Annotated in this window: 26 protein-coding genes and 3 pseudogenes; 11 read left to right on the top strand and 18 right to left on the bottom strand. The window is 51.7% G+C overall.

Annotated elements, in window-relative coordinates; translation table 11 throughout:
* Positions 1-401: IS5/IS1182 family transposase (locus tag HMPREF1028_RS07045; protein WP_009312135.1), on the bottom strand; the 401-nt coding region annotated here is incomplete at its 3' end.
* A gap of 82 nt (positions 402-483) precedes the next feature.
* On the bottom strand, positions 484-1,656 hold the full coding sequence (locus HMPREF1028_RS07040) for an alpha-hydroxy acid oxidase (RefSeq protein WP_009312134.1): 1,173 nt from the start codon (positions 1,654-1,656) through the stop codon (positions 484-486).
* Between the two features lie 352 nt (positions 1,657-2,008).
* Here HMPREF1028_RS07040 and iscR point away from each other — a divergent pair, with 352 nt between their 5' ends.
* The 8 genes from iscR to iscA all read left to right on the top strand — a co-directional run bounded on the left by iscR (position 2,009) and on the right by iscA (position 7,265).
* Complete coding sequence (iscR, locus tag HMPREF1028_RS07035) at positions 2,009-2,455, top strand: Fe-S cluster assembly transcriptional regulator IscR (RefSeq protein WP_003764827.1); 447 nt, start codon at positions 2,009-2,011, stop codon at positions 2,453-2,455.
* Positions 2,456-2,484: 29 nt separating this feature from the next.
* The gene (locus HMPREF1028_RS07030; RefSeq protein WP_009312133.1) at positions 2,485-3,699 is read left to right on the top strand and encodes an IscS subfamily cysteine desulfurase; all 1,215 of its coding nucleotides are present in this window, start codon (positions 2,485-2,487) and stop codon (positions 3,697-3,699) included.
* Between the two features lie 73 nt (positions 3,700-3,772).
* Positions 3,773-4,228 carry a hypothetical protein gene (locus HMPREF1028_RS07025; RefSeq protein ID WP_009312132.1) on the top strand — a complete coding sequence of 152 codons (456 nt, stop codon included), beginning with the start codon at positions 3,773-3,775 and terminating at the stop codon, positions 4,226-4,228.
* Between the two features lie 161 nt (positions 4,229-4,389).
* The gene (locus HMPREF1028_RS07020) at positions 4,390-4,995 is read left to right on the top strand and encodes a hypothetical protein (protein ID WP_036529409.1); all 606 of its coding nucleotides are present in this window, start codon (positions 4,390-4,392) and stop codon (positions 4,993-4,995) included.
* Between the two features lie 177 nt (positions 4,996-5,172).
* Complete coding sequence (locus HMPREF1028_RS15710) at positions 5,173-5,301, top strand: hypothetical protein (RefSeq protein ID WP_002234986.1); 129 nt, start codon at positions 5,173-5,175, stop codon at positions 5,299-5,301.
* A gap of 69 nt (positions 5,302-5,370) precedes the next feature.
* Positions 5,371-5,757, top strand: a complete 387-nt coding sequence (gene iscU, locus HMPREF1028_RS07015) for a Fe-S cluster assembly scaffold IscU (RefSeq protein ID WP_003674559.1) — start codon at positions 5,371-5,373, stop codon at positions 5,755-5,757.
* Between the two features lie 266 nt (positions 5,758-6,023).
* Positions 6,024-6,272, top strand: a complete 249-nt coding sequence (locus HMPREF1028_RS07010; protein WP_003779183.1) for a recombinase RecA — start codon at positions 6,024-6,026, stop codon at positions 6,270-6,272.
* Positions 6,273-6,944: 672 nt separating this feature from the next.
* Positions 6,945-7,265: an iron-sulfur cluster assembly protein IscA gene (gene iscA, locus HMPREF1028_RS07005; RefSeq protein ID WP_009312130.1), complete on the top strand. Its 321-nt coding sequence runs from the start codon at positions 6,945-6,947 to the stop codon at positions 7,263-7,265.
* Here iscA and HMPREF1028_RS13565 read toward each other — a convergent pair.
* Positions 7,225-7,446, bottom strand: coding sequence for an alternative ribosome-rescue factor A (locus HMPREF1028_RS13565; RefSeq protein WP_009312129.1), 222 nt, complete (start codon positions 7,444-7,446; stop codon positions 7,225-7,227). The two genes, iscA and HMPREF1028_RS13565, sit on opposite strands and share 41 nt — an antisense overlap.
* 82 nt (positions 7,447-7,528) lie before the next feature.
* Here HMPREF1028_RS13565 and hscB point away from each other — a divergent pair, with 82 nt between their 5' ends.
* Positions 7,529-8,035 (top strand): Fe-S protein assembly co-chaperone HscB, encoded by a 507-nt coding sequence (hscB, locus tag HMPREF1028_RS07000; RefSeq protein WP_009312128.1) that lies wholly within the window; start codon positions 7,529-7,531, stop codon positions 8,033-8,035.
* Positions 8,036-8,144: 109 nt separating this feature from the next.
* Here the strand turns inward: hscB and waaF are convergent, their stop codons facing one another.
* Both waaF and HMPREF1028_RS15505 read right to left on the bottom strand, forming a co-directional pair.
* Positions 8,145-9,170, bottom strand: a complete 1,026-nt coding sequence (waaF, locus tag HMPREF1028_RS06995) for a lipopolysaccharide heptosyltransferase II (protein WP_009312127.1) — start codon at positions 9,168-9,170, stop codon at positions 8,145-8,147.
* Between the two features lie 271 nt (positions 9,171-9,441).
* Positions 9,442-9,504: pseudogene (locus HMPREF1028_RS15505) on the bottom strand (transposase); the annotation flags it as partial.
* Between the two features lie 47 nt (positions 9,505-9,551).
* Between HMPREF1028_RS15505 and HMPREF1028_RS06990 the strand changes: the two are divergent.
* Entirely contained in the window at positions 9,552-9,980 is a 429-nt protein-coding gene (locus tag HMPREF1028_RS06990) for a hypothetical protein (protein ID WP_036529403.1), read from the top strand.
* Between the two features lie 7 nt (positions 9,981-9,987).
* Here the strand turns inward: HMPREF1028_RS06990 and HMPREF1028_RS14690 are convergent.
* From HMPREF1028_RS14690 to HMPREF1028_RS06945, 11 genes and pseudogenes are all read right to left on the bottom strand, one after another.
* Positions 9,988-10,093: pseudogene (locus HMPREF1028_RS14690) on the bottom strand (IS5/IS1182 family transposase); the annotation flags it as partial.
* Positions 10,094-10,187: 94 nt separating this feature from the next.
* The gene (locus HMPREF1028_RS06985; RefSeq protein ID WP_009312125.1) at positions 10,188-10,652 is read right to left on the bottom strand and encodes a low molecular weight protein-tyrosine-phosphatase; all 465 of its coding nucleotides are present in this window, start codon (positions 10,650-10,652) and stop codon (positions 10,188-10,190) included.
* A 7-nt stretch (positions 10,653-10,659) separates the two neighbouring features.
* Positions 10,660-11,760: a hypothetical protein gene (locus HMPREF1028_RS06980; RefSeq protein ID WP_009312124.1), complete on the bottom strand. Its 1,101-nt coding sequence runs from the start codon at positions 11,758-11,760 to the stop codon at positions 10,660-10,662.
* Between the two features lie 156 nt (positions 11,761-11,916).
* Positions 11,917-12,777, bottom strand: coding sequence for an ABC transporter ATP-binding protein (locus HMPREF1028_RS06975; RefSeq protein WP_009312123.1), 861 nt, complete (start codon positions 12,775-12,777; stop codon positions 11,917-11,919).
* Complete coding sequence (locus HMPREF1028_RS06970; RefSeq protein WP_009312122.1) at positions 12,764-13,627, bottom strand: SDR family oxidoreductase; 864 nt, start codon at positions 13,625-13,627, stop codon at positions 12,764-12,766. Before HMPREF1028_RS06970 ends, HMPREF1028_RS06975 begins: the two co-directional genes overlap by 14 nt.
* A 211-nt stretch (positions 13,628-13,838) precedes the next feature.
* Positions 13,839-15,128, bottom strand: a complete 1,290-nt coding sequence (locus tag HMPREF1028_RS06965) for a ferric reductase-like transmembrane domain-containing protein (RefSeq protein WP_009312121.1) — start codon at positions 15,126-15,128, stop codon at positions 13,839-13,841.
* Positions 15,129-15,282: 154 nt separating this feature from the next.
* Complete coding sequence (locus tag HMPREF1028_RS06960; protein WP_009312120.1) at positions 15,283-16,362, bottom strand: hypothetical protein; 1,080 nt, start codon at positions 16,360-16,362, stop codon at positions 15,283-15,285.
* Between the two features lie 21 nt (positions 16,363-16,383).
* Positions 16,384-16,830 carry a hypothetical protein gene (locus HMPREF1028_RS06955; protein WP_009312119.1) on the bottom strand — a complete coding sequence of 149 codons (447 nt, stop codon included), beginning with the start codon at positions 16,828-16,830 and terminating at the stop codon, positions 16,384-16,386.
* 15 nt (positions 16,831-16,845) lie between these two features.
* Positions 16,846-16,956, bottom strand: a pseudogene (locus HMPREF1028_RS14685) (IS5/IS1182 family transposase); the annotation flags it as partial.
* 58 nt (positions 16,957-17,014) lie between these two features.
* Entirely contained in the window at positions 17,015-17,956 is a 942-nt protein-coding gene (gene tehA / locus HMPREF1028_RS06950; RefSeq protein WP_009312118.1) for a dicarboxylate transporter/tellurite-resistance protein TehA, read from the bottom strand.
* Between the two features lie 383 nt (positions 17,957-18,339).
* Positions 18,340-19,245 carry a LysR family transcriptional regulator gene (locus HMPREF1028_RS06945; protein WP_009312117.1) on the bottom strand — a complete coding sequence of 302 codons (906 nt, stop codon included), beginning with the start codon at positions 19,243-19,245 and terminating at the stop codon, positions 18,340-18,342.
* 165 nt (positions 19,246-19,410) lie between these two features.
* Between HMPREF1028_RS06945 and HMPREF1028_RS06940 the strand changes: the two genes are divergently transcribed.
* Positions 19,411-20,559: an alpha/beta hydrolase gene (locus tag HMPREF1028_RS06940; RefSeq protein WP_009312116.1), complete on the top strand. Its 1,149-nt coding sequence runs from the start codon at positions 19,411-19,413 to the stop codon at positions 20,557-20,559.
* Between the two features lie 133 nt (positions 20,560-20,692).
* Here HMPREF1028_RS06940 and HMPREF1028_RS06935 read toward each other — a convergent pair whose 3' ends face one another.
* On the bottom strand, positions 20,693-21,442 hold the full coding sequence (locus HMPREF1028_RS06935) for a class I SAM-dependent methyltransferase (protein ID WP_009312115.1): 750 nt from the start codon (positions 21,440-21,442) through the stop codon (positions 20,693-20,695).
* A gap of 220 nt (positions 21,443-21,662) precedes the next feature.
* Complete coding sequence (locus HMPREF1028_RS06930) at positions 21,663-21,911, bottom strand: CsbD family protein (RefSeq protein ID WP_009312114.1); 249 nt, start codon at positions 21,909-21,911, stop codon at positions 21,663-21,665.
* Positions 21,912-22,037: the final 126 nt, after the last annotated feature.

The raw sequence follows: 22,037 nt of genomic DNA, 5'->3' as shown, positions 1-22,037 counted from the left end.
TTTAGGTTTTTTTCGGCCAGTTGTCGGTTAATCAGTTTGAGCAATTCGGACAAGGTGTCGTCTTGCGCCAGCCAGTTGCGGTAACGGCATAAGGTGCTGTAATCGGGGATGCTCAGTTCGTCAAAACGGCAAAACAGGTTGAAATCGATGCGGGTGATGAGACTGTGTTCGAGTTCGGGATCGGAGAGGCTGTGCCATTGTCCGAGCAGGACGGCTTTGAACATGGACAACAGGGGATAGGCGGGACGGCCGCGGTGGTCTCGGAGGTAACGGGTTCTTTGACGATTCAGGTATTGTTCGATCGGTTGCCAATCAATCACCTGATCCAACTTCAATAGCGGGAAGCGGTCGATGTGTTTGGCGATCATGGCTTGTGCGGTTTGCCGGAAGAAGGTGCTCATGAGAAATCCCCTAAATGTCTTGATGGGAATTTAGGGGATTTTGGGGAATTTTGCAAAGGTCTCGACCTTTTTGTATGAAACATCAGAATTTGTCATCAGGCCAGCGCGTGCTTTGTAGGATGCTGGCGTCGACGTCCTGAATATTGCGGTGACCGGTAAACGCCATGGATATGTCCATTTCCTTATACAGGATTTCCAGCGCGCGGGTAACGCCTTCTTCGCCGTATGCGCCCAAGCCGTAGAGGAACGCGCGGCCTATCATCGTGCCTTTCGCGCCCAAGGCCCATGCTTTGAGGATGTCCTGACCGCTGCGGATACCGCTGTCCATCCAGACTTCGATGTCGCTGCCGACTGCGCTGACGATGTCGGGCAAGGCTTTGATGGAGGATACGGTATCGTCGAGCTGGCGGCCGCCGTGGTTGGAAACGACCAATGCGTCCGCGCCGCTTTTCGCTGCTTTTTCCGCATCTTCAGGTTCCATAATCCCTTTGATAATCAGCTTGCCGCCCCACAAATCTTTAATTCGGGCAACATCGTCCCAGCTCAGGCGCGGGTCGAATTGTTCGGAAGTCCACGAAGACAGCGAAGACAAATCGCCGACGTTTTTGGCGTGTCCGACGATATTGCGGAACGTGCGGCGTTCCGTGTTCAGCATTTTCATGCACCATTCGGGCTTGGTCGCCAGATTGATTAAATTGGCGATGGTCGGTTTCGGCGGCGCGGACAGGCCATTTTTGATGTCTTTGTGGCGTTGCCCCAAAACCTGCAAATCGGCGGTCAATACCAATGCCGAACACTTGGCATCTTTCGCGCGCTTAATCAGGTTTTCCATAAACTCGCGGTCGCGCATCACATAAAGCTGAAACCAAAACGGCGCGCTGGTGTTTTCGGCAACGTCTTCAATCGAGCAGATGGACATGGTCGAGAGCGTAAAAGGAATGCCAAACTTCTCCGCCGCACGCGCCGCCAAAATTTCGCCGTCGGCGTGTGCCATGCCGGTAAAGCCCGTCGGCGCAATCGCCACCGGCATCTTCACATCCTGACCGATCATTTTAGTCTCTAAACTGCGGCCTTCCATATTGACCAATACCTTTTGGCGGAAGCGGATGTCTTTGAAATCCGAAGTGTTTTCGCGGTAGGTGGTTTCCGTCCAAGAACCTGAATCGATGTAATCGTAAAACATGCGCGGCATCTTGCGCTTGGCGACAAGGCGCAGGTCTTCGATACAGGTCATTTTGCTCAAATCGCGTTTCATTGTTGATTGCCTCTGTTAAGGGGTTGCTTATGGCTTGGGTCGTCTGAAACGGGCAGGGCGGTTTCAGACGACCTTTTGCAATACCATAATGATTTAGTATGAATTAGATAATCTATATCAATCGCAATTATAAAGCAAATGGTTTTAACCCCGCCAAAAGCAGGGTAATAGCACTTTTCAGACGACCTCGGATTCAAGTTTCAGATAAAAAAAGAGAAATCTTCAGGCAGATAAAAATCCATTCGCCCAGCCATTTAAACAAACAATCGGAAGACGCCCGAATATACTTGACTGAATCACTCAGATATTAGACAATCGCACCACTATAAAAAAGCCGACACAGGCACCTACCATGAGACTGACCACAAAAGGGCGTTTTGCCGTTACTGCCATGATCGATTTGGCGATGAACGCGCAAACCGGCGCTGTCAAACTCAGCGCCATCAGCGAACGCCAAAGCATTTCGCTTTCCTATCTCGAACAACTATTCAGCAAACTGCGGCGCGCCGGGCTGGTCGAAAGCCTACGCGGCCCCGGCGGCGGCTACATCCTCGCCGCCCCTCCCGCACAAATCAATATCGCCCAAATCATTTCCGCCGCCGAAGACAAGCTGGACGCCACCCAATGCAGCAGCAAAGCCAACTGCCACCACGGTGCGCCTTGCCTGACGCACGACCTTTGGGAAAACCTGAACAAAACCATCAACGATTACCTCAGCAGCGTTACCCTACAAAGCATCATCGAACAGAAAAACAGCGATGACGGCAGCCACGTCATCCAATTTACACATATCCATTAAGTACATTACAGAAAAAGAAAGAGCAAACCATGACCGTCAAAACCCCCGTTTATCTCGACTACGCCGCCACCACTCCTGTTGACAAACGCGTTGCCGAAAAAATGATTCCCTATCTGACCGAAACCTTCGGCAACCCCGCCTCCAACAGCCACGCATTCGGCTGGGAAGCAGAAGAAGCTGTCGAAAAAGCCCGCGCCGACATCGCCGCCCTGATTAACGCCGATCCCAAAGAAATCGTCTTCACCAGTGGCGCGACCGAGTCCGACAACCTCGCCATCAAAGGCGCGGCAAACTTCTACAAAACCAAAGGCAAACACCTCATCACCGTCAAAACCGAACACAAAGCCGTGCTCGACACCATGCGCGAACTCGAACGCCAAGGCTTTGAAGTAACTTACCTCGGCGTACAAGAAAACGGTTTGATTGATTTGGAAGAACTCAAAGCCGCCATCCGCGACGACACCATCCTGATTTCCGTAATGTGGGTGAACAACGAAATCGGCGTCGTGCAAGATATTCCCGCCATCGGCGAAATCTGCCGCGAACGCAAAATCATTTTCCACGTCGATGCCGCCCAAGCCTGCGGCAAAGTGCCTGTCGATGTCGAAGCCGCCAAAATCGACCTGCTGTCCATGTCCGGCCACAAAGTGTACGGCCCCAAAGGCATCGGCGCACTGTACGTCCGCCGCAAACCCCGCGTCCGCCTCGAAGCCCAAATGCACGGCGGCGGACACGAACGCGGCTTCCGCAGCGGCACCCTGCCGACCCACCAAATCGTCGGCATGGGCGAAGCCTTCCGCATCGCCAAAGAAGAACTCGAGCAAGACATGGCGCACTACCGCAAACTGCGCGACATCTTCCTCAAAGGCATCGAAGGCATCGAAGAAGTCTATATCAACGGCGACCTCGAACACCGCGCCCCGAACAATCTGAACGTCAGCTTCAACTTCGTCGAAGGCGAAAGCCTGATTATGGCGGTAAAAGAACTCGCCGTATCCAGCGGCTCCGCCTGCACCTCCGCTTCGCTCGAACCCAGCTACGTCCTGCGCGCGCTCGGCCGCAACGACGAACTGGCGCACTCATCCCTGCGCATCACCTTCGGCCGCATGACCACCGAAGAAGAAGTACAGTTTGCCGCAGAACTGATCAAATCCAAAATCGGCAAACTGCGCGAACTGTCGCCACTGTGGGAAATGTTCAAAGACGGGATTGATTTGAACTCGATTGAATGGGCGGCGCATTGATTTAGTGGTTTTCAGGCTGCCTAGAATCAATTAATTAGCCTACAATTAATTTTCATGTAATTTGGAGTGAATAATGCAAACTTACGACTTATATAAACTACCAAGAAAAAATAATTTTCCTAGTGATATGTATATGTGGATAGCTCATAGGAGCAGTTTAATAGATTTGGACATAAATAAAGCTAACTCATGGGTTAAAGGCAATGATTTGTCCAATGCGATACATATAGCTATTTATGCTAATGAAGATCATATTTCTTCTTTACAAAAATCTCTTGAGAATTTTGCTACTAAAAAAGAATTTGCACATATATGGAATGGCAGCTCTCAGTCTTTACATCCCTTTTCTCAGAATTCCCCATTAAAAATATATGGTGGGGAATTTTCTCAAGGTATTCCATTCAATAAGATAATAAGTGATCCTTTTAATGTGGGAGTTGATGTTATTAAAAGTAATATTGAGACGATCACAAATGGTGAAATGTTAGGAAGTTTGCAATTAGGTAGTGTACGTACTGTAAGTATTTAACTTGCAAAAGCAGCAAGTGTAGGTTGGGTTGAAAACCAATAAGCCTATCAATCTGCCCGAAATGTTGGGTAACAACCCAACCTACTTAATAAATAGAAAAAGGTCGTCTGAAAATCCCCAAAGACCTTATCAGACGACCTTCTTCCAGAAAAATACTAAAAATGACTATAAAAAATAAAACACGCTACTTACTTTCTTGTCTGATGCTATGTTCTGCCCCGCTGGTTTCAGCACAGACACAACCCGATTGGTCAACTATATTTAAATCATTTGAAAATGGCTGCCAATTCGATAAACGTTTGGTAAACCTGTTGGAGTCATTTAGTGATGTAAGCCACGACTGGAGTGATAAGGACTCTAAATATCAAAACCTGCGGTTGAATTATCCCAATAGAGTCAATCTGTCAAAGGCTTACCGTGATCTTGCGCACCCGCCGATGACTTTGCACCGCGCAGAGTTTAGTGAAGATGGAGAACAGTTCATTCTTGATCAAACCCGTTTGAAACTCAGCGGTACTTACTATGGCTTGCCTGTGGTTCATATCAGCCAGACATTCCAATTAGAAACTGCAGGTTACAGCTACACCCGTTTGTTGTTGGATGTACCGCCGGAACAGGCACGCAAAGTGTTAAAAGGCAAGTACCGCCCTGTTCGAAAATACAGTTTGATTTTAGAAGAATACGAAACCCTGCAAGCAAAACTGAAACCGATTAATGTTAACGGGAAAACACAAACAATTTTGGAATGTGCTTTTGTAAATGGCTGATGAAAAATTGTAATAGCAAGCGTAGGTTGGGTTGAAAACCCAACAAGCCTATCAATCTACCCGAAATGTTGGGTTTAATAACCCAACCTACCTATAAATAAAAAGGTCGTCTGAAATCCATAAAAGACCTTTTCAGACGACCTAAAAGCCACCACATTAAAATCAAGGATACAACCCATGAACGAACAAGATTTAGATTTGGACAATCTCGATAACCTGCTTGAAGATTTTGACGGCGTTACCGTGGAAGGCGGCGTCGATTCGGAAAACGATGACGGCTGCGAAGGCGGCGCGTGCAAAATCTAAACTTCAGGCCGTTTGAAAATCGGCAAACAAACCACTGAAACCATTAAAAAACATTAAGGAAACCACATCATGGCATACAGCGATAAAGTAATTGACCACTATGAAAACCCCCGCAACGTCGGTACTTTCGACAAAAACGACGAGTCTGTCGGCACCGGTATGGTCGGCGCGCCGGCCTGCGGCGACGTCATGCGCCTGCAAATCAAAGTGAACGACGAAGGCATCATCGAAGATGCGAAATTTAAAACTTACGGCTGCGGCTCCGCCATCGCTTCGTCCAGCCTGATTACCGAGTGGGTCAAAGGCAAAAGCCTGGATGACGCGCTGGCAATCAAAAACAGCGAAATTGCTGAAGAATTGGAACTGCCGCCTGTGAAAATCCACTGCTCCATTTTGGCTGAAGATGCGGTAAAAGCGGCTGTTGCCGACTACCGCAAACGTCAGGAAAACAAATAATCCGATTAGTGGGTGCTTTGTCGGTAGACATTCATAGGACTCCTGAAAGTCTTAGGGTTTCCGGAAAAAGTAAACTCGAAGGCTTGTTCCCTTCTCACTCAGAGGAGGAAGACAAGGACACAGAAACCTAATCCTTTTAAAGTTGCCGCCAAATTTGGGACTACCTGCCAATCTATCCCCTCTCCCTGCGGGAGAGGGTTAGGGAGAGGGCGATAAGCCATAGGCTTATATTTAGTCGATACGTCTGCAAAATCGAAGGAGACGAAATGCCTTTTACCGATGAAGAAGCCCAATCCCTGCTTGCCGTCAAAGGCATAGGTAAAACCGTATTGCAGCGTTTGCAGCAAATGGGTTTGGATGATGTTGCCACGCTGGCGGCAGCGGATTTGGACGATGTTTTGGAACAGGGCGCGAAATTGACCGGCTCGACCTGTTGGAAAAACAGTCCGCAGGCTCGGGCAGCCATGCAGGCTGCCGTTGCTTGGGCGCAGCAGCGACAGGCAACGGAAAATTGAACAAGGTTAGATAAATGGGTAAATGCGGTATCGCGAAAATACTGTTTTACGCATATAGTTTGATACTGCTGGTCGGATATGCTTTATTTGCGGTGGTGAATTACTATCCTCCTGCACAAAGCATTGTTTTAAAAGAAGGTGCACGGGTAAAATTATCCTATGTTGCGCTCCAAAACAGTCAACCGCCCCTTATCACGATTGAGCGTGAATCCGGGCAGGCGAAACTGCATGCGGCAAGTGTGGAATCCTCGCCTGACGACATTACTTATCAGGTCTATACGCTACAAAGCACAAGCAAAAGAACAGCACATGCGCGGCGGCGGATAGATATCCGCTGTTTGGACTGCGCGGATACGCCGATTGGGTTAAACCATATCGAAGTGGAAATCTTGTCTTTGCGTCCTGAGATACGGGGCGAAATTGCACGGGTATATTTAGCCTCTCGGACTGGATTGGATTCTGCATTTCGTACGCCGCTTAACCGTGGATTGGACAGGCAGTATTTATGGCTGGCTCAGTCTGTTAGCACTCTTCCCCGTTTGGCTGGGTGTTTGGCTGATTTGGGCTGTGTTGCTGTATCGTCAGCGGCGCCGCAGGTTGCCAAAAAGTTAACTCAAGTTTCAGACGACCTGAAAACAAGTATTTTCAATCTATATAAAAAGGACAAATATTTTGATTACCATCACAGAAAACGCAGCCAAATACATCAACAACTACCTGACCAAGCGCGGCAAAGGCTTGGGCGTGCGCTTGGGTGTGAAAACCAGCGGCTGCTCGGGCATGGCATACAACCTTGAATTTGTCGATGAAGCGAACGAGGACGACTTGGTTTTCGAAGAACACGGCGCGCGCGTTTATATCGACCCGAAAAGCTTGGTTTATCTGGACGGCACGCAAGTCGATTACACCAAAGAAGGCTTGCAGGAAGGTTTCAAATTTGAAAACCCGAATGTCAAAGACTCTTGCGGCTGTGGCGAGAGCTTCCACGTTTAAGATATAAAAACGGCGGGACAGTATCAAAACCGTCCCGCCATTTTTTCGCTTCCTGTCTGTTGTAGCTGCCTTTGCCTTTTCTTTTCCGTTCGACCTTGTGTCGGAATAAATCGGATTTCACTAAGGCTTTTAAGGCATTGTCGCGTATTTTGCCTTTATTGTGTTGCACTTTACTGCTCATATTCAGTCCTTTTGGTTAAGAATCAGCGGATTATAAGGCAAAATCAGGTTTCTGCCGAAAATTTCACATTAATTATCCCGCCATGTCCCAATATTTCACACTCTTCCAGCTTGAACCCGCTTTCGATATCGACGCCGAAAGCTTGGAGCAAACCTACCGCGCTTTGGCTGCCCGTTTCCATCCCGATAAATTCGCTTCAGCCTCCGCTTTTGAGCAAAAGCAGGCAGTGATGATGTCTTCCACCATCAACGATGCCTACCGTACCTTGAAAAATCCCATTGACCGCGCCGCGTATCTGCTGAAAACGTTGGGCATAGACGCCGATGCGCCGGAGCATACCTCTTTTGCTCCTGAATTTCTCATGCAGCAAATGGAATGGCGCGAAACGCTGATGGATGCGCAAATGGAGCAAAACAACGAAGCCCTGCGCGCGTTGGATCAAGAAATCAGCCGCGAGCAAGACAAGCTGTATCAAGATTTGCGGACGGCCTTTGCAGCGAAAGACCACGAATCCGCCGCCCAATGGGTGCGCCACGGCAGGTTTTTAAACAAACTGCGCAACGAAATCGCCACCGCGTTGCAAGATTAAATACCCAGATTTTGAGCATCTGAAAGGTCGTCTGAAAACCGGAATAAGGTTTCAGACGACCTTTTGTCGTATGGTTTTGTTGCAGATTTAGAATTTGTCGGTTGATGGCTTATTCAGATTCCGTTTGCGCCAATTCCTCCGCTGCTTTTTGAACCATGTCCGGCGTGAGTTTGTTCAGGCAGTCGGTGTGTCCCAACGGGCATTCGCGTTTGAAGCAGGGCGAGCATTCGAGGTGCAGGCTGACGATTTTGGCTTTTTGGCTCAAGGGTGGGGTGTGATCGGGGCTGGACGAGCCGTAGGCAGCGACGAGTTTGCGGTCGAGGGCGGCGGCGAGGTGCATCAGGCCGCTGTCGTTGCAGACGACGGTGTCGGCGCAGGAGAGCAGGTCAATCGCTTCGGAAAGGTTGGTTTTGCCGCAAAGGTTGGTACAGAGGTCGTCTGAAAGTCGGTTGATTTCTTCGGCGATGTCGAAATCTTTTTGCGAGCCGAACAGCCAAACCTGCCAGCCTTCCGCCAGATAGCGGCGGCCGAGTTCAGCGAAATGGCGCGCGGGCCAGCGTTTGGCGGGGCCGTATTCCGCGCCCGGACAGAAGGCGAGAACGGGTTTGTCGGTGTTCAATCCGTATTTGGCAAGCGCGGCGGCGCGGCTTTCGGGGGAAATGGTGAAACGCGGGTTATCGGAATGTCCGTTAAAGTCCGCCTGCGTCGGGTGGGCGAGGGCGGTGTAGCGGTCGACCATCAGGGGCAGGGCGGCTTTGTCGAGTTTGCGGATGTCGTTCAATAAAAAATAACGCGATTCGCCGACGTAGCCGGTGCGCTGCTTGATGCCGGTGGCGAAGGCGATGAGGGCGGATTTGAGCGAACCGGGCAGGACGATGACTTGGTCGTAACCCTGTTTGCCCAGTTCGCGCCCGATGCGCCAGCGTTTTTTCAGCTCCAACGCGCCGTGTCCGAACGGGTTTTCAATAACGCGGCTGATTTCGGGCATGCGCTCGAATACCGCCATCGACCATTTGGGCGCAAATGCGTCTATGGTGCAACCGGGATGGAGTTCGTGCAGGCGGCGGTAAAGCGGCTGGGTCATGACGCAATCGCCGATCCAGCTCGGGGTGATGATGAGGATTTTTTTGGACATGGTGGTAGGGTAGGTTTGTATTGCGCGATATTGTATAGGAAACCAAGGCGCATGGGGTTGGCGAGTGCGGTTTGATGGTGTTGTTGTGCAAAAGACCGAGGGGTCGTCTGAAAAGGCAGGTTGAAATCAGTGGCGTCATGTTGACTGAATAAGGGTTTTGAATAAAAATCGAACCCTTATAGTGGATTAACTTTAAACCGGTACGGCGTTGCCTCGCCTTAGCTCAAAGAGAACGATTCTCTAAGGTGCTGAAGCACCAAGTGAATCGGTTCCGTACTATCTGTACTGTCTGCGGCTTCGTCGCCTTGTCCTGATTTAAATTTAATCCACTATAATATCAATGGGCTTGAAAGTGCCGCTCTGAGGAGGTTTGGACGTATCGTGTTTTTTCAATTTCAAAACAGGCAACAGCGGATTTTTTCTTTGTTGAGCGCGGCTGTTGTGATTGTCATCGTTATGACCTTATGGTCTTATGCTTGGGCGCAATATTTTGATTTAGGGGCGAATGAACCGAAGGAGGCGCTTGAGATGGCCGGGTTTGGTTTGTTGGTGCAATTTTTCCTATGCCTGCCTTATCTTTATTTCAAGAGATATATTCTTACCACTCTTTTGGCGACATCGATTCTTAATGGCGCCTATTTGTTTTTGTATTGGAGCAATTCGACGCCGCTTTGCTGCGGTGATATGGGGCAAGGCTTGATGTCTATGCTGTTTATGTTTGTTTCGGGTGTATATTTCGTTGTCTCCTGTTTGGTGATTATTGCGTGTTTGCATGCTAAAAAGGTCAGGAAAATCGGACAGCCCTCATAATTCGGCATAGATATAGTGGATTAACTTTAAACCAGTACGGCGTTGCCTTGCCGTACTATCTGTACTGTCTGCGGCTTCGTCGCCTTGTCCTGATTTAAATTTAATCCACTATAAAGATAGGGAAAAAGGTCGTCTGAAACCCAAATTTGAGGTTTCAGACGACCTTTTTTACTGCGTTGCGTTCAACTTTAAACGCTGTCAACCGATTCAAACCAAACCCAGCTTTTTCAGCAGCGCGGTGCTGCCTGCATCCACAAGCCTGAAGGTTTCGTCAAAGTCGCCGGTGTACCACGGGTCGGGGACGTGGCGGTAGCCGCTTTCGGGGATGAGGTCGGTGAGTTTGAAGATTTTGTCGGGGTGTTTGCCGAACATTTTTTCCAGTTCGGCAAGGTTGTTGTCGTCCATGGCGATGATGAAGTCGAATTCATCGAAATCTTCGGAACGCACTTTGCTGCTGGTAAAACCTTGGTAGTCGATGCCGTGGGCGGCGAGGATTTTGCGCGTGCCTTGGTGCATGTTTTCGCCGTCGTGCCAGCCGGATGTGCCAGCGCTGTCGGTGCGGACGCGGTGGGCTACGCCTGCTTCGCGGGCGCGGTGGCGCAGGACGTATTCCGCCATGGGGGAGCGGCAGATGTTGCCGAGGCAGACGAAGAGTACGGAATGGTTTTTCATAGGCGGTTTAGGCGTGTTCGGAGAAGAATGGGTTGTGTCCGTCCAGGGACAGGGATTGCGCGTAGGTCGGCAGGTCGGCATTTTCCGGCAAAACGTCGTGCAGAATGCGGATATGCTCGACGCGGCATTCTGCCATCAGGTCGAGGAAGTTGTGTTGGATGACGGCGATGTTGTCGGAAGACGAAAGGTTCCACACGAACACTTGCGGGACGACTTCAAACGCGCTGTCGGTCGCGTTGAAGCCGAACAGAATCTGTCCGCCCACCCTTGCGGCGATGACGACGCCGACGCGCGGACTCTGCATACGGATGGCGCGGATGGCGTTGGTGGCGAACACGTCCATCGCCATGCGCTGACGGGTGTGGCTGCCGTCGGTCAGGGCTTGGAGCGGGGTGTTCGGAGACAGCGGGTTAGTGAAGAGGGTAACGCCGACTGCGGCAAGGCTTTCCTGCCAAACCTGCATCAGCGGCAGGCCAGCCTGTTGCAGGTTGACGCCCAAGGCGGTTTGCAGGTTTTTGTCGCCGTAGCCCAGCGCGTAAACGACGTGGACGGACTGCCCTTCGGGGCAGATCAGCGGTTTGTCTTCAAAGGTTTGCAGGAACGCGGCGGCGGATTCGCTGTTTTGTTTCGCATTCCACCACTGTTCGGGCGTGATGCCGCTTAGGTCGTCTGAATGAGCGAGGAAGGGCAGCCATTGGGTGTTTTGCGTTAAAGCGCGCAAGTGGGGATAGTTGGACAGGCAGGCGGTCAGTGCTTCGGTAGGCAGCGTCAGGGGCAGCGTGCGCTCCTGTTTGCAGCCGGCGACGATGACGACGGGCAGGGCAAACCATTGGGCTTCGTCGTCGTTTTCGGCGGATAAGACTTGGTTGATACTCTGCATCAGCGCGTTGTAAGTCTCTACATCGGGCGCCATGGTCATGGCGACGGACAAGTTGACGTAGTAGTTTTGATGAAGCTGGCTGCGGATTTCGGTTTGCAACTGCCCCACGGCGATCTTGCGGGTCGCGGCGGTCGTGCCGTGTGCGAGCAGGGAGGCGTTTATCAGTAAATGGTTTTTAACCGGAGTCTGCGGATAAGGGCGTGTGTCGTGGAGGATGAAGGTATTCATATGGATATAAATCGGTGGTTGTCCGGACAGCTCGGATTATAACAATATCAGGATACGGATTGGGAAAAGGTCGTCTGAAAACGACGTTTCGGCAGCGTTCAAACAAATATCGCAAGCTGCCTCAAACCATTTTTACGTTTTCAGACGACCCTTTTTCTAATTTTCTTCGCTTCCTTCTTTTGCCCAGTGTTCCCTTACCCGCGCTTTGCCGTCCGCGTCCAAACGGCGGTAAAGGTTGATAACTTCGTCAGCAGAGGCGGTATTTTCGGACTGAGCCGCGCCGAACAGGGAGCGCACATAATCATCCGCCGGATGGTTTTGAATATCCTGCGGCGTATCGACCTGCACCAGCCTGCCTTGTTGCATCACGCCGATGCGGCAGGCGAGCTTGGCGGCTTCGTTCATGTCGTGGGTAACGAAAACGATGGTGGTGCCGAGTTTTTTATGAATCAGGGAAACCGTTTCCTGAAGGGAAGCCCGGGCGAGCGGGTCGAGGGCGGAAAAGGGTTCGTCCATCAACAAGATGTCGGGTTTGGCGGCGATGGCGCGCAGGATGCCGATGCGCTGCTGTTCGCCTCCGGAGAGTTCGTGCGGATAGCGGTTTAGGTAGGTTTCGGGCGGCATGCCGACCAGCTCGAGCAGTTCGTTCACGCGCGATGTGCGCTTCGGTTTGTCCCAGCCCAAAATGTCGGGCATCAGCTCGATGTTTTGCCGCACGGTCATGGTGGGGAACAGGGCGATTTGTTGCAGCACATAACCGATGCGGTGGCGCAGCCCGCGGATGTCGTAATCTTTGATACGCCTGCCGTTGAAATAAACATCGCCGTCGGTCGGCTCGGTCAATGCATTAATCATGCGCAGCGTAGTGGATTTGCCGCTGCCCGAACCGCCCACCAACACGAAAAACTCGCCTTGGTAAATGGTGAGGTTCAGTTCGTTCACGGCGGTGTGGCTGTCGTAGCGTTTGCTGACGTTTTTGAATTCGATTAAGGGGGTGTTGTGTTCAGGCTGCATCATAAATGTCCTTTACAACTTCGACAAAGCGGCGCGGCTCACGTTCCAACAATTTCGGCAGGTCGTCTGAAACGGCGGCAAGTTCGCCTTTGGCAATGGCGGTGTAGGTGGAAACCCATGCTTCAATCTGCCAGTCGGGCGCGTCAGGGTACGCGGCTTTGCGGCTGGCGAAGGCTTCTTCTAGGGTTTCGTTGTGGTAGAGGTGTGGTTTGCCGGTAATTTCGGTTAGGACGGCGGCTATTTCAGCGAAGTTTAATGATTGGGAACCTGTCAGCGTGTAGGTCTGATTGTCGTGGCGGTGGTTGTCGCATGCGATGTCGGCGATGACGTTTGCCGCCGCTTGGGCGACATCGCGCTGCGAAACGCAGGCAACGCGCCCGTCGTCGGCTGGGCCTGCGATGATGCCGTCTGCGTTGGCAATCGTTGCCATCATCTCACTGTAAAAATTGTCGCGCAGAAAGGTGTAGCGCATATTGGTTTGTCGGATCGCATTTTCAGTAACCGCATGGGTGCGCGCCAGTGTGAAGGTGCTGTCCAACGCCGCCTGTGCAAAAGAGAGATAAACCATATGTTGCACGCCCGCTTCCGAAGCAGCCTGCACCAAAGTCAAATGCTCTTGTTCGCGCGTCGGGCTCTCGGCAGCGGACACCATAAACAGCACCTCCACCCCGTTTAACGCCTGCTTGGCAAGCTCCAAATCGTCATAGGCAAACCGCCGCGCTTCGCAGTTCGGCAGGGCGGGCGCTTTGGTGGGGTTGCGCAGCGGCAGAATCAGCGGCAGTCCGCGTGTGTTCAGATGACGGGCGACCATGCCTCCGATGTTGCCGCTGGCGCCGGTGATGGCGATGTTCATGGGGAACTCCTTGGGAAGTGGAGGAAAATAATAGGGGAAGGGTAGCTGAAAAAGTGGCTTTAGGGTAGACGGATTTTCAGACGACCTTTTAGAAGTAGTAAAGGTCGTCTGAAAAGCAAAAAACAGTCCACAACTTCGTTTTGAAGGTGTGGACTATTTTGTTTGGGCTAGGTTAGGGCTGTATTTCACGCTGCCCTATATTTGCAACTGTTTAGCGGAATTCGAAGAATTCCAAATGTTGCGACCGCGTTTTCAGGCTGCCTGAGATGCTGCGAGTGAAATTGCGGCTGCCGCAGAGCCACAGGCTGCGGTTTGCGCTATCGCGGACGGTTTGACCGATATGTTCGGCGCTGAGCCTTTGGGTTTCGGAAGGGATATAGTGGAAATTGACATTGGCTTGTTGCGCTAAATTTTGCCAGTGGGCTAATGTTTCGGCAGGCAGGTTTCTATCGGCATGGAACCAGTCTGTCGGCTGGGTGGCGGGCTGTTTGGCCAGTTCATTGAGTCGTGCGAGAAATGGGGTAAAACCGATACCGTTGCTGACCCAGATTTGCGCTTGTCCATCGGAAAAGTCGAATCGTCCGTATGCGCCGTCGATTTGCACGGTGTCGCCGATATTCAGGCGCTGCGGCAGGCGGCGGGTGTAGTCGCCCAAGTCTTTGATCACGAGCGTGAGCTGTTGGTTATCAGGCTGCCAGTCGGAGGCGATGGTAAAGGGGTGGCTTTCTCCGTGTGCGCGTAAAAAGAGGAATTGTCCTGCGCGGTGTCCTTGCCATTTTGGGGCATTCAGGGTCAGGGAAAGTAGGTTGCCGTTTTGATTTAGGGAGGATACGGTGGCGTTTTGCGGATTGCCGATGCGCTTGAACAGGGCAATCAGCGAGCAGGCGATGCCTGCAAGTAAGGCTGCGATGAGCAGCCATCCCAGCGGTTGCGACCAATAGGCAAAATTTGCCAGTACGATGGTGTGCCACACGAGCGCGAGATAAACGGGGACGATAAGTATGTGGAGTTTGGCAAACCAGCGGTAGGGTATACGTTTGATGAGGGCGGCGACAAGCAGGACGAGGGCGACATAAAAAGCAATTTCGCCAACTTCTTCGGCAAAGTGGCGTTGGGTAGCCAGCCAATCTTTTAACGTCAATATTTCCTGCATCGGCGGGCGTGGCGGACGTTTTCCGTCAATCAGACCAAGTTCGATAAGCCATTTGGGGAATTGTTTGCAGGTCCAATGCAGGATGCTGCCTGAAAGGGCAATGATGCCGAGCCATTTATGCAGGCGGTACATTTTGTCCAGCCCGCCAAGCGGGGTTTCCAGTATTTTGGGGCGCACGGCAAGTATCAGGCAGGCACTCATGGCCAGTATGCTGATGGTGCCGGTTAGTTGTAGCAATAGGTTGCGTACGGGAAATACGCCCCACTGGTCTGGAAATGATGTAGCAAGCAGCCATAAAGCGAATATGCCGCCGAAAAATATGGCTAAGGTAAATTTAATGTTTTTCATGGTAGTGGTCCTTACGGATGGGAATATGAAGCGGTCTGCGCCGTTTGTGGGGATTGTATGTGGGGAAAATTAGGTGGAAATTATTGGTGTGGGTCAGGGTGGGAAGGGTTTACCTGTTGAGGTCGTCTGAAAAGTTTAAAACAACCTGACCTTTTCAGACGACCTGAAAAGCAGCAACCCGTTTCATTGGCCATGATTCCGTTGTCCAAACGCGTTCAAATTCTTCGGCGAAACCGTGTTGTGCGGCGTAGGTTTGCAATTGTTGCAGCCAGGTTTTCGGGGCGATGTCGGCGGCGGCGCGGGTGGTGTGCAGCAGGTAGGGGCGGGTATCGAAAGCTTGGACGATGTGTTGGCTGACGGCGTTTAGGGCTTGGGGATTGTGGTCGGTTTGTCGGGCAATTTTTTCGTATTGCGACAGGGCGGCGGTTTTTGCGGTTTCGTGTTCAGCGACGGTTTGGGGGCTGTGTCGGGCGGTGGTAGCTTGGATGGTAATCAGGGGCAGCAGTTGCCCTTCGGTAAGCGCGGCAGCGAGGCGCAGGTGTCCGTCTAAAATCAGCCAGCGGTCGGACAGGGCGGTGAGTTCGTACACCAAGACGGGCGGTAGTTGGTTTTGCCGTGCACGTTTGCGCCAATATTTCAGACGGCCGTCTTCGGCGTGGTGGATTTTCAGGGCAATGAAGCGTTCGGCTTGGGTATAAAAATTGTTGTCCAGCGCGTCGAAACGGCTGCCTGAAAACAGCCATTGGGCGTAGTTTTCGTCGGTTTCAGGCTGCCCTACGGCGGTGTCGTGCCAGCATTCGCCCCATTGCGGCGGCAGGGGTTGGGCGGGGCGGTAGTCGAAGTGCCATTCGCCGATGCCGAGCAGCCCTGCGTTGTGGGTGGCGAGTTGTTCGATGAAATATTTGTTCCAAAACAGGCCTCGCTTTGCGGCGGGTTGGCGGGCGATGTGTTCGTTTACGCGGCTGCCGATGTGCCCGACGGGCTGGTATGTCTGCCAGCTTTCGGCGTAGCTGCGGATGAGGTAAACGTCGTATAAATCGTGGCTGAAGAACGACCAGAACACGGGTTCATCGTTGTAAGTCAGGCTGAGGCTGATACCGTCGGGTGTGTGGAGTTTCAGACGACCTTGCGTTTGACGGTCGATATGCAGGGCAAGGCTGTTTGGGGAGGTGGGATGGTGGGTCAGGCTGCCGCTGTATTGTTCCAGCGCGGCGGTTAGCGATCGGTAGTGCATGGGGTGTCCTTTGTAAGGCGTTCAGCGATAACTGATGACAATCATCGTACTGCCGTCTTTATTGTGGTAATACGCGCCCGCATTGCCCCAGGTGAATTGACGGCATTTGCCGGATAACGATGCTTTAATGGAACAAGGGGCATCGCCCAGTTGTTTATCCAGCCATCGATCAAACTGTTTTCTACGTTGCAATTCGTGCTTCTCCGACCATGCTGCCCAGCTATTGTCCTCGCCTATCGGGCAGAAGAATATGGATAAGCGCTCCAGCCGTTGCTGCTCGAATTGGACGGTAAGGGTGTATTGTTCGGACTGTTTGGTAAATGACAAACTGAAAAAGGTTATTCCCGCTTGCAGATGATTCGGGCTGGATTTTGGGAAGGATGCAATCCAGTCATCAAGCGTGGTGAGTGCGCCAATAATGTTGCCGTCCGGTAGGGTGATGCTGCCGTTTTCAGGGTTTATCTTCATCGGTTTGAATTCTCAAATGTATAGTGGATTAACTTTAAACCAGTACGGCGTTACCTCGCCTTGCCGTACTATCTGTACTGTCTGCGGCTTCGTCGCCTTGTCCTGATTTAAATTTAATCCACTATAGTTTTCAGACGACCTAAGGCCATGTTCGTTTTATCACGCCTTTAAGCCGCACGATTTTTCATTTCACCCACAACCGTCCCTGTCTCGCTAAATTCAAAGTCGCCAGCAACAGTAACATCACCAAGCCGGAGCCTGCGGTGGCGAGGAAATAGCCTAAAAACAGTAAACGCTGTTCGGCGATCAAATGGAAGCCGCAGCCTGTCATTGCCGCCAAACCGAATGAGAAACCCCAAAAGCTGGGGCTGAAACCCTGTTCCAGCATCCAAGGCAGAAGGCGCAGCAGCAACAGGAATTGCAGGCAGCCGTAGCCGATTAAAAGCAGCGAGAAGGTATCGATGTGCCCGCCCGATACGGCAAAATAGGTGCCACAGCCGACAAAAGCGGGCGCAAGTTGAATGCCGACAATACCGCGCACAGGGGCGTTGACGGGTGTACCGGTGCGCAAACGGCTCAATATGGCGGCTTCCAAGCTAAGCCATGAAAACAGTCCCGCGCCCAAAAACAGCCAAGCGTAATCCGATAAACCCAATGCCGCCATTGCGGTCGCGCTGACAAAATTGGTGGCAACGGTGGGCAGGTAAACAATCGGCGTGGTGGCATCAAGGGTATGGACGCCGCGCCACAAGCCGCCTGCACGGTACATGGCAAATGCTAACTGTCCCGCCGTTCCCAGCAAAATCAACCCTTTTGCCAGTAGCGTTTGATAGGGTGAGGCTGCCAAACCCGCCAGCATCGTGGTAATCGGAATCGCACTGATGAAACAGCATTGCACCAAATCCTGCAAATCCTGCAAAAATTCGGGGCGGAAAAAACGGATTTTGATGATGTAGGCAATGACCAGCAGCAGCCAAAGCGCAAAGGCGGCAGCTAACAGCGTTTCCGCAGCCCAAGTCGGCAAAAGCCCGATATGCGCGCCGTAACGCCACGACAAACCGAGCGCGAAAAGCCCCAACGGCATGCTGAAATAGCTGAGGGGGACGGGAAATTTTTTGGTACTCATATTGTGATGTGTGTTTTAAGGAAAGGCGGTAGTATAGCCGATTCAAATCGGTAAGCGCAGCTTGGGTTGAGGCCCGATAAAGACGTTAAATCTGTCTGAAGTATCGGGTTTCAGCATGAGCCGTATCAGGTAGGGATATGCTGATGTTTGAGTTTATAAATTCGGCTTTCAGACGACCTGAAAGTAAGCGGAAACAGACAATATAGTGGATTAACTTTAAATCAGGACAAGGCGACGAAGCCGCAGACAGTACAGATAGTACGGAACCGATTCACTTGGTGCTTCAGCACCTTAGAGAATCGTTCTCTTTGAGCTAAGGCGAGGCAACGCCGTACTGGTTTAAAGTTAATCCACTATAAATGTCGCTTGAGCCTTCTTGGTTATCAGGCAGCCTCTTTATCATACATTTCCCGCAACACCTCCGTCAGCCAGTCGAACACCTTTAATACGCGCCCGGAAGTTACTGTGCGTTGCGGGCGGTAGATGTAGAGTTGCCACGAGCGGCGCGGGATTTCGGGAAAGAGTTCTAGCAGTTCGCCGTTTTGCAGGTGGATTAGGCACAGATGTTCCGGGATATAGGCGGCAACGCTGCCTGCCAGTGCGGCGGCGAGTTCGTTGGCAGGGTCGTCTGTGATGAAACGGATGTTTTTTGGAAAAACGTGCATTTCTGCGTTGAGCGGCCAGCCCCACGGGCGGTTGGTGTTGGCGTTAATGAGCGACGATGCGGGGAAACGGCCGGTTAATTCGTCTAGGTTTTGCGGCGTGCCGTGGCGGGCGAGATAGGCGGGGGAGGCGACGATTTTGTCGGTGGTGTCGCAGATTTTGCGGACAATCATCAAATCTTCTGCCTGTGTCCCGATGCGGATGCCGATGTCGAGTTGGTTTTCCACCGCGTTAAGTTTGGCGTCGTTGCTGCGCCAATCGATATAAAGTTCGGGATAGTCGGCGCATTTTTCCAGCAGGCGGGCGAGTATGCGGCCGTTATCGTTCCACTGCGGTACGGTAATGCGGACGATGCCGCGTATCTCGTCTTTTTCTTTGGCGGCAGAAAACAGGTTTTCGCTGTCGGCAAGGAGCTGCTGGGCGCGCGGCAGGAAGGCTGCGCCAAACTCGGTCAGGTGGATATTGCGTGTGTTGCGGGTAAAAAGCTGTTCGCCGAGGTGTTGTTCCAATTCGGCAATCACGCGCGTTACCACCTGCGGCGAAACGGACAGGCGCAGCGCGGTTTCGCGGAATTGCAGGGTCTCGGCGGCGGAGCAGAAGTATTTTAGGGCGTTAAGTTTGTCCATTTTGATTTCAAGAGATTGGTTCAGGTCGTCTGAAAACCTTTTCAGGCAGCCTGCACCTTAATTGTTCCATATTCTAGAATTAACAATTCAGATTTTATTCATTGTTTGCCAAACAGTCCATCCCTATAATGCACTCATTCGATAAACAAATCACAGAGCAACCCCATGAAAAATCAAGTTAAAAAATCATTCCTGAAAACTGCTGCCGCAGCCGCCGTTGCATTGACTTTGTCCGGCTCTGCGCTGGCAGATGTGTCCATTACCCCGATGAAAGGAGTTCAAACTATGCAGCTTACCCAAGAATGGGACAAAATTTTCCCCCAGTCCAATAAAGTGGAACACCACAAAGTAACATTCAAAAACCGCTACGGCATCACATTGGTTGGCGATTTGTATGTGCCGAAAAACATCCGTTCAGGCCAGAAACTGCCCGCAATTGCGGTAGCCGGTGCGTTCGGTGCGGTGAAGGAGCAATCCAGCGGTCTATATGCCCAAGCGATGGCAGAACGCGGTTTTGTAACCTTGGCATTTGACGGTTCGTTCACCGGCGAATCGGGCGGCGAGCCGCGCAATATCGCATCGCCCGAAATCAATACCGAAGACTTTTCCGCTGCCGTTGATTTCCTCGGCCTGCAAAACTTCGTGAACCGCGAACAAATAGGCATCTTGGGCATTTGCGGTTGGGGCGGCATGGCGTTGAACGCCGCTGTGGGCGATACCCGCATCAAAGCCGTCGCCACCAGCACCATGTACGACATGACCCGCGTGATGGCCAACGGCTACGAAATCAACATGAAGCAGAACGCACAAGGCGGCTACGACCGCGCCCAGCCGCAAATGGATGCCGAAGCGCGCTACCAAACGAAAGTACAACTGAACAACGGCCGCTGGGAAGCAGCGCAAAACGGTTACGCCACTCTTGCGCCCGCCAACAATCTTGACCCCAAAGACATTACCGCCGACACGCCGAAATTTATCGCCGAATACGCCGATTTCTACCGCACCAAACGCGGCTTCCATCCCCGCGCGGTAAACTCCAATCCGCAAGGTTCTTGGGCGACCACCGTGCCGCTGGCGTTCATCAATATGCCCATCCTGCAACGTGCCGGCGAATTGCGCACCCCCGCTTTAATTGTACACGGTGAAAAAGCACACTCACGCTACTTCAGCGAAGACGCGTTCAAATCTCTGGGCAGCAAAAACAAAGAGCTATACATCGTGCCGGGTGCGAACCACACGGATTTGTATGACAACACCCGAGGCAAGATTCCGTTTGATAAGTTTGAGCAGTTCTTTAAAGCAAATCTGCATTAAGGTCGTCTGAAAGGCTACCTGAGAGCGTAAAAGCAGCCTGCACTTTTTTGTAACGAGTGCAGGCTGCTTTTTATTTTTCAGACGACCTTTTCAGATTTCGAGGTCGTCTGAAAAAGCAAATGCGGCGGCTGTATCAAACAGGTTTGCGGAAGGTAATGCAGTAAAAGCGGTTGTTCCACAGCAGCCGCGTTTTCTTTTCCTGCACGGTTTCGGGGATGCAGTTTTCGATTTGTGTCAGATCGAAATCGGTGTCTTGGAAGTAGTTCCGCGTGAATAGGCTTTTTTTGTATTGTTGTTGGATGAAGTCGGTGGTTTCGTCTGCAATCATGATTTTGGTGCCGGGCTTGGCGACGCGCAGCATTTCGTTGATGGCTCTTTGCTTGTCGCTGAAAAAATTGATGCCGCCCACATGGAATACGACGTCGAACATATTGTCGGCAAAGGGTAAGTCTTCGGCGTTGCAGTGTACCAAATCCAAGCCTGCCGCTTTTTTCCGCCATACGTTGCGGCAGCGTTCCAACATGCCGAGCGATAGGTCAGCGCCGGTTAAATCCAGCGCGGCGGGGTCGATGTCGGCGGGCAGGTGGTTTAAATCGGTACCTGTGCCGATGGAGACGTAGAGCGCGGTGCAATCCTGCCGCCATTCCAGTTCGTCCATCAGGCTGCGCCGTGTCTCGTTGATGCTGTTGCCGTATCTGAGGCGGGCTATCCAGCGTTCGCCGAAATCGTACCAACGGGCGAGGCGGTTGTACATGTTCATGTATTTGGCGTTGTCGCCCGTTACGTTGTCGGAGTCGAGGCACAACAAGATGCCGTCTTGTTCGGGCGGAAGCGGGTTTTGTAAGGCGGGTTTGAGCTTTTGGATGAGCTTGGCGGAAGGCATGGTGCTTCTCCTGTTGAGGGTTGAGCGATGCGTATCTTGAGTCGGGATTCGACAAGGCCGTTAAAACATTGGATTCATCTGTCCAACTTATCCGGCGGGGTCGTCTGAAAGCTTGATTGTGGTGAACAGGCAATTTTAGGGTGGCTGCGCTGTCTGAAATAAAGGCCGTCTGAAATCGTGTTTCAAACGGCCTTTTGACATAGTTTAAGACAAGAGGGGATTAGAACTTGCTTTTGATGTCGTCAATCAGGTTTTCGGCTTTTTCTTTTGCCTCGCTAACCAGATGTTCTGCTTCTTCTTTGCCTTTTTTCAATACGTCGCTTGCTTTTTCCTCAATGTCGGCGGCAACTTCTTTGACTTTGCCGATGCCTTGTTGGATCACGCCTTCTGCTTGGAGTTTGGGATCGTCTAAGAGTTCTCCGGCTTTCTCTTTTACATTACCGCTGATTTGGTCTAATTTACCGCTCATGGTTTATTTCCTTGATGTTTATGTTGATCGAGAACCCACTATAGTCTAATCGGGAGCGTGTTGCAACTTGAGAGGTCGTCTGAAAATCTGTTTCAACAAAATGAAAACCGTTTTTCAGACGACCTG

This window comes from Neisseria sp. GT4A_CT1 (assembly GCF_000227275.1).
GTDB lineage: Bacteria > Pseudomonadota > Gammaproteobacteria > Burkholderiales > Neisseriaceae > Neisseria.
Note: the sequence above shows the minus strand (reverse complement) of the source record. Positions and strands in the feature narration are given on the sequence as shown.

What these genes read in the sequence shown, in the direction of transcription:
- HMPREF1028_RS07020 (WP_036529409.1), top strand. Translation starts at nt 4,390, where the DNA reads ATGACTATAAAAAATAAAACACGCTACTTACTTTCTTGTCTGATGCTA.
- HMPREF1028_RS13565 (WP_009312129.1), bottom strand. Translation starts at nt 7,446, where the DNA reads ATGAGCAGTAAAGTGCAACACAATAAAGGCAAAATACGCGACAATGCC.
- HMPREF1028_RS07040 (WP_009312134.1), bottom strand. Translation starts at nt 1,656, where the DNA reads ATGAAACGCGATTTGAGCAAAATGACCTGTATCGAAGACCTGCGCCTT.
- tehA (WP_009312118.1), bottom strand. Translation starts at nt 17,956, where the DNA reads ATGAGTACCAAAAAATTTCCCGTCCCCCTCAGCTATTTCAGCATGCCG.
- HMPREF1028_RS06980 (WP_009312124.1), bottom strand. Translation starts at nt 11,760, where the DNA reads ATGAATACCTTCATCCTCCACGACACACGCCCTTATCCGCAGACTCCG.
- waaF (WP_009312127.1), bottom strand. Translation starts at nt 9,170, where the DNA reads ATGTCCAAAAAAATCCTCATCATCACCCCGAGCTGGATCGGCGATTGC.
- HMPREF1028_RS06945 (WP_009312117.1), bottom strand. Translation starts at nt 19,245, where the DNA reads ATGGACAAACTTAACGCCCTAAAATACTTCTGCTCCGCCGCCGAGACC.
- HMPREF1028_RS06955 (WP_009312119.1), bottom strand. Translation starts at nt 16,830, where the DNA reads ATGAAGATAAACCCTGAAAACGGCAGCATCACCCTACCGGACGGCAAC.
- iscU (WP_003674559.1), top strand. Translation starts at nt 5,371, where the DNA reads ATGGCATACAGCGATAAAGTAATTGACCACTATGAAAACCCCCGCAAC.
- iscR (WP_003764827.1), top strand. Translation starts at nt 2,009, where the DNA reads ATGAGACTGACCACAAAAGGGCGTTTTGCCGTTACTGCCATGATCGAT.
- HMPREF1028_RS06940 (WP_009312116.1), top strand. Translation starts at nt 19,411, where the DNA reads ATGAAAAATCAAGTTAAAAAATCATTCCTGAAAACTGCTGCCGCAGCC.
- HMPREF1028_RS07030 (WP_009312133.1), top strand. Translation starts at nt 2,485, where the DNA reads ATGACCGTCAAAACCCCCGTTTATCTCGACTACGCCGCCACCACTCCT.
- HMPREF1028_RS15710 (WP_002234986.1), top strand. Translation starts at nt 5,173, where the DNA reads ATGAACGAACAAGATTTAGATTTGGACAATCTCGATAACCTGCTTGAA.
- HMPREF1028_RS07010 (WP_003779183.1), top strand. Translation starts at nt 6,024, where the DNA reads ATGCCTTTTACCGATGAAGAAGCCCAATCCCTGCTTGCCGTCAAAGGC.
- HMPREF1028_RS06960 (WP_009312120.1), bottom strand. Translation starts at nt 16,362, where the DNA reads ATGCACTACCGATCGCTAACCGCCGCGCTGGAACAATACAGCGGCAGC.
- HMPREF1028_RS06985 (WP_009312125.1), bottom strand. Translation starts at nt 10,652, where the DNA reads ATGAAAAACCATTCCGTACTCTTCGTCTGCCTCGGCAACATCTGCCGC.
- HMPREF1028_RS07025 (WP_009312132.1), top strand. Translation starts at nt 3,773, where the DNA reads ATGCAAACTTACGACTTATATAAACTACCAAGAAAAAATAATTTTCCT.
- HMPREF1028_RS06935 (WP_009312115.1), bottom strand. Translation starts at nt 21,442, where the DNA reads ATGCCTTCCGCCAAGCTCATCCAAAAGCTCAAACCCGCCTTACAAAAC.
- HMPREF1028_RS06930 (WP_009312114.1), bottom strand. Translation starts at nt 21,911, where the DNA reads ATGAGCGGTAAATTAGACCAAATCAGCGGTAATGTAAAAGAGAAAGCC.
- HMPREF1028_RS06965 (WP_009312121.1), bottom strand. Translation starts at nt 15,128, where the DNA reads ATGAAAAACATTAAATTTACCTTAGCCATATTTTTCGGCGGCATATTC.
- HMPREF1028_RS06975 (WP_009312123.1), bottom strand. Translation starts at nt 12,777, where the DNA reads ATGATGCAGCCTGAACACAACACCCCCTTAATCGAATTCAAAAACGTC.
- hscB (WP_009312128.1), top strand. Translation starts at nt 7,529, where the DNA reads ATGTCCCAATATTTCACACTCTTCCAGCTTGAACCCGCTTTCGATATC.
- HMPREF1028_RS06970 (WP_009312122.1), bottom strand. Translation starts at nt 13,627, where the DNA reads ATGAACATCGCCATCACCGGCGCCAGCGGCAACATCGGAGGCATGGTC.